We start from the raw sequence: 3,334 nt of genomic DNA on the forward strand, positions 1-3,334 counted from the left end.
ATGCCGAGCAGCTCATCTTCGAGCTCAAGCGCAAGGGCACGATTCCCGTAATCGTGCATCCGGAGAGAAACAGGAAGATTCAGGATGATCTTGACATCCTGTACAACTTCATCTCAAACGGCGCCCTGGCCCAGGTGACGGCAACGAGCTATGTCGGCGGTTTCGGCGAACATGTTGCCAGAATCTCGCATGACATGGTGGAGCATAATCTTGTTCAAGTCGTTGCGTCTGATGCGCACAGCCTTCCAGGCAGGAAGTTCGTTCTGAGCGAGGCATTGTACAGGATTGCCGATGATTTCGGGGAAGAAAAGGCAATGGAGTTTGAGAGCAATGCCGAAAAGCTGATTAACGGTGACTATGTTGCTGCACACAACTATTCACCAATCATAAAGAAAAAGAGGTTTTTGTTTTTTTAACTGATGATTATTTGCAGCGACGTTGTTGAAAAACAGCGTCACTGCATTATTATGCGATGGCGGAGAGGGTAGATTACGACGATGAAAAACGGTTCAGAGAAGAAATTTGAACATTGGAAAATGATTTCCTTGTACTTGGTTGTTTACGACATTATTGCGGTTAATTTTTCTTATTTTGCCGCATTGTTTCTCAGGTTTGACTTGCGCATTTCAAGCATTCCCCCTGAGTATCTGCATGCCTTCACCAGGTTTGCACCATTCTATACCGTGTTTGCACTGGTTGTATTCCATTTTCTGAGGCTTTACAACAGTTTGTGGCAATTCGCAAGTTTCGATGAACTGAACAGAATCATGGCTTCCTCCGTGATAACAACTGTTTTTCAAGCTGTTTTCATGACCTGGATGATTGTCAGGATGCCTGTGTCATATTACGTCTTCGGAGCCTTCATTCAGTTTGCAATGATTGTCGGAATACGTTTCAGTTACAGGTACATCAAACTTGAGAGAAACCGCCGATTCAACACCAACGCTGCTGTTCACAATGTCATGGTAATCGGCGCCGGTTCCGCCGGTAAGACAATCCTGCGTGAGATGCGCAATTCACAGGGAATGTCCGGCAAGGCCTGCTGTGTCATTGATGACAACCCCAACAAGTGGGACCGGATGATGGAAGGAGTTCCCATTGTCGGTGGTCGCGATGCGATTTTAAGTGCAGTCAAGAAGTACAGCATTGACCAGATCATGTTTACAATTCCGTCGGCTTCAGCTGAAGACAAGCGGGATATTCTCAATATCTGCAAGGAGACAAAGTGTGAACTCAAGAGTCTGCCGGGAATCTATCAGCTTGCCAACGGTGAGGTGTCGTTGAGCAAGATGAAGGCTGTCAATGTTGAAGATCTTCTTGGAAGAGATCCCATTAAAGTTGACATGGCAGAGGTCTTCAGGCAGCTTACCGGAAAGACCATCCTTGTTACAGGTGGTGGCGGATCAATCGGCAGCGAATTGTGCCGGCAGATTGCAGCACATAATCCGAAACAGCTCATTATCTTTGACATTTACGAGAATAATGCCTATGCCATTCAGCAGGAACTTGTCCGTAAGTATGGCGACAAGCTCAATCTTGTGACGCTGATAGGGTCCGTTCGTGACAGCCGTCGCCTGGACATGATCTTTGACAAGTATCGTCCCGACATCGTTTATCATGCGGCAGCGCACAAGCATGTTCCCCTGATGGAGACAAGCCCCAACGAGGCAATCAAGAACAATGTCGTCGGCACATACAAGGTTGCATACATGGCACTTAAGTATGATGTTGAGAAGTTCGTTCTCATCAGTACTGACAAGGCCGTTAACCCAACGAACATCATGGGAGCAAGCAAGCGCCTGTGTGAAATGGTCATTCAGAGCATGGAGAGAATCAGCGAGAATAATGCATTTGCTTCCCTTCCTCTGCTTCATGATCATGAAAAGGACGGTCTCAGGGAAGAAAAACCTGAAACCACAAAGACAAAGTTCGTGGCTGTTCGTTTCGGTAACGTCCTGGGCAGCAACGGCAGTGTCATCCCTCTCTTCAAGAAGCAGATTGCTGAAGGAGGGCCTGTAACGGTTACTCATCCGGATATTATCCGTTACTTCATGACAATCTCCGAGGCTGTCAGTCTGGTTCTTCAGGCAGGTACATATGCAAGAGGGGGGGAAATCTTCGTTCTTGACATGGGTTCACCAGTCAAGATTGACACTCTGGCTAGAAATCTGATCAAGTTGTCAGGATATGAGCCTGATGTTGATATTCCGATTGTCTACACAGGTCTTCGCAGCGGTGAGAAACTGTACGAGGAAAAGCTGATGAAGGAAGAAGGATTGAAGAAGACTGCCAACGAACTGATTTTCATCGGTCAGCCGATACCATTTGACATGGATAACTTCTTCAGGAATCTTGAAGACCTTTCCCAGGCAAGTTATCAGAACAGCGACGATATTGTAGAAATGGTTGAAAAAGTGGTTTCGACGTTCCATCCTGTGGGGGCACATCCTACAGGCAGGGAAGAGATTTATCAGAAATGATTTGAAAGGTTATGTTAGAAATGTTTGAAAAGAAACAGTCTTTTGAGAAGTTTGAATCAAAGGTATGGCTCAGCAGTCCTACCATGTATGATGACAGCATGAAGTATGTCATGGAGGCATACGAGACCAACTGGATGTCCACCGTTGGAAAGAACATTGATGAAGTTGAAGCGATGGTGTGTGAAAAAGTCGGATGCGGGCATTCCGTTGCCTTATCTGCCGGGACATCGGCATTGCATCTTGCAGTTAAGCTTGCCGGCGTCAAGCCCGGTCAGAAGGTCTTCTGTTCGGACATGACATTTTCAGCTACCGTTAACCCAATAACTTATGAGGGGGGTATTCCTGTCTTCATTGATACGGAGTATGATACCTGGAACATGGATCCTGTTGCATTGGAGAAGGCCTTCGAGTTGTATCCCGATGTAAAGGTTGTAGTTGTCGCACATTTGTATGGAACACCGGGCAAGATTGATGAAATCAAGGCTGTTTGCGAAAAGCATGGTGCTGTCATTATTGAAGATGCAGCGGAATCACTGGGTGCAACTTACAAGGGTGTCCAGACGGGAACGTTTGGTAATTACAATGCCATTTCATTCAACGGCAACAAGATCATTACAGGTACTTCAGGCGGTATGCTGCTGACGGACGATGAAGAGGCAGCAAACAAGGCCCGCAAGTGGTCTACCCAGGCACGCGAAAACGCACCTTGGTATCAACATGAAGAAGTCGGTTATAATTATCGGATGAGCAATGTCATTGCAGGTGTGGTCAGAGGACAATTGCCGCATCTCGAGGAGCACATTGCTCAGAAGAAGGCCATTTATGAAAGATATAAGGAAGGGTTCAAGGGTCTT

Annotated in this window: 3 protein-coding genes; all 3 read left to right on the plus strand. The window is 46.6% G+C overall.

Annotated features, from left to right (window positions below; genetic code table 11):
- The coding region (locus V7Z60_RS09410; RefSeq protein WP_334117557.1) for a CpsB/CapC family capsule biosynthesis tyrosine phosphatase at positions 1-416 on the plus strand (416 nt) is incomplete at its 5' end.
- Between the two features lie 81 nt (positions 417-497).
- Positions 498-2,480 carry a nucleoside-diphosphate sugar epimerase/dehydratase gene (locus tag V7Z60_RS09415; protein ID WP_334117558.1) on the plus strand — a complete coding sequence of 661 codons (1,983 nt, stop codon included), beginning with the start codon at positions 498-500 and terminating at the stop codon, positions 2,478-2,480.
- 11 nt (positions 2,481-2,491) lie between these two features.
- Positions 2,492-3,334 (plus strand): DegT/DnrJ/EryC1/StrS family aminotransferase (locus V7Z60_RS09420; RefSeq protein ID WP_334117559.1); only part of this gene is annotated, 843 nt, incomplete at its 3' end.

Source organism: Ligilactobacillus sp. (assembly GCF_036846325.1).
GTDB lineage: Bacteria > Bacillota > Bacilli > Lactobacillales > Lactobacillaceae > Ligilactobacillus.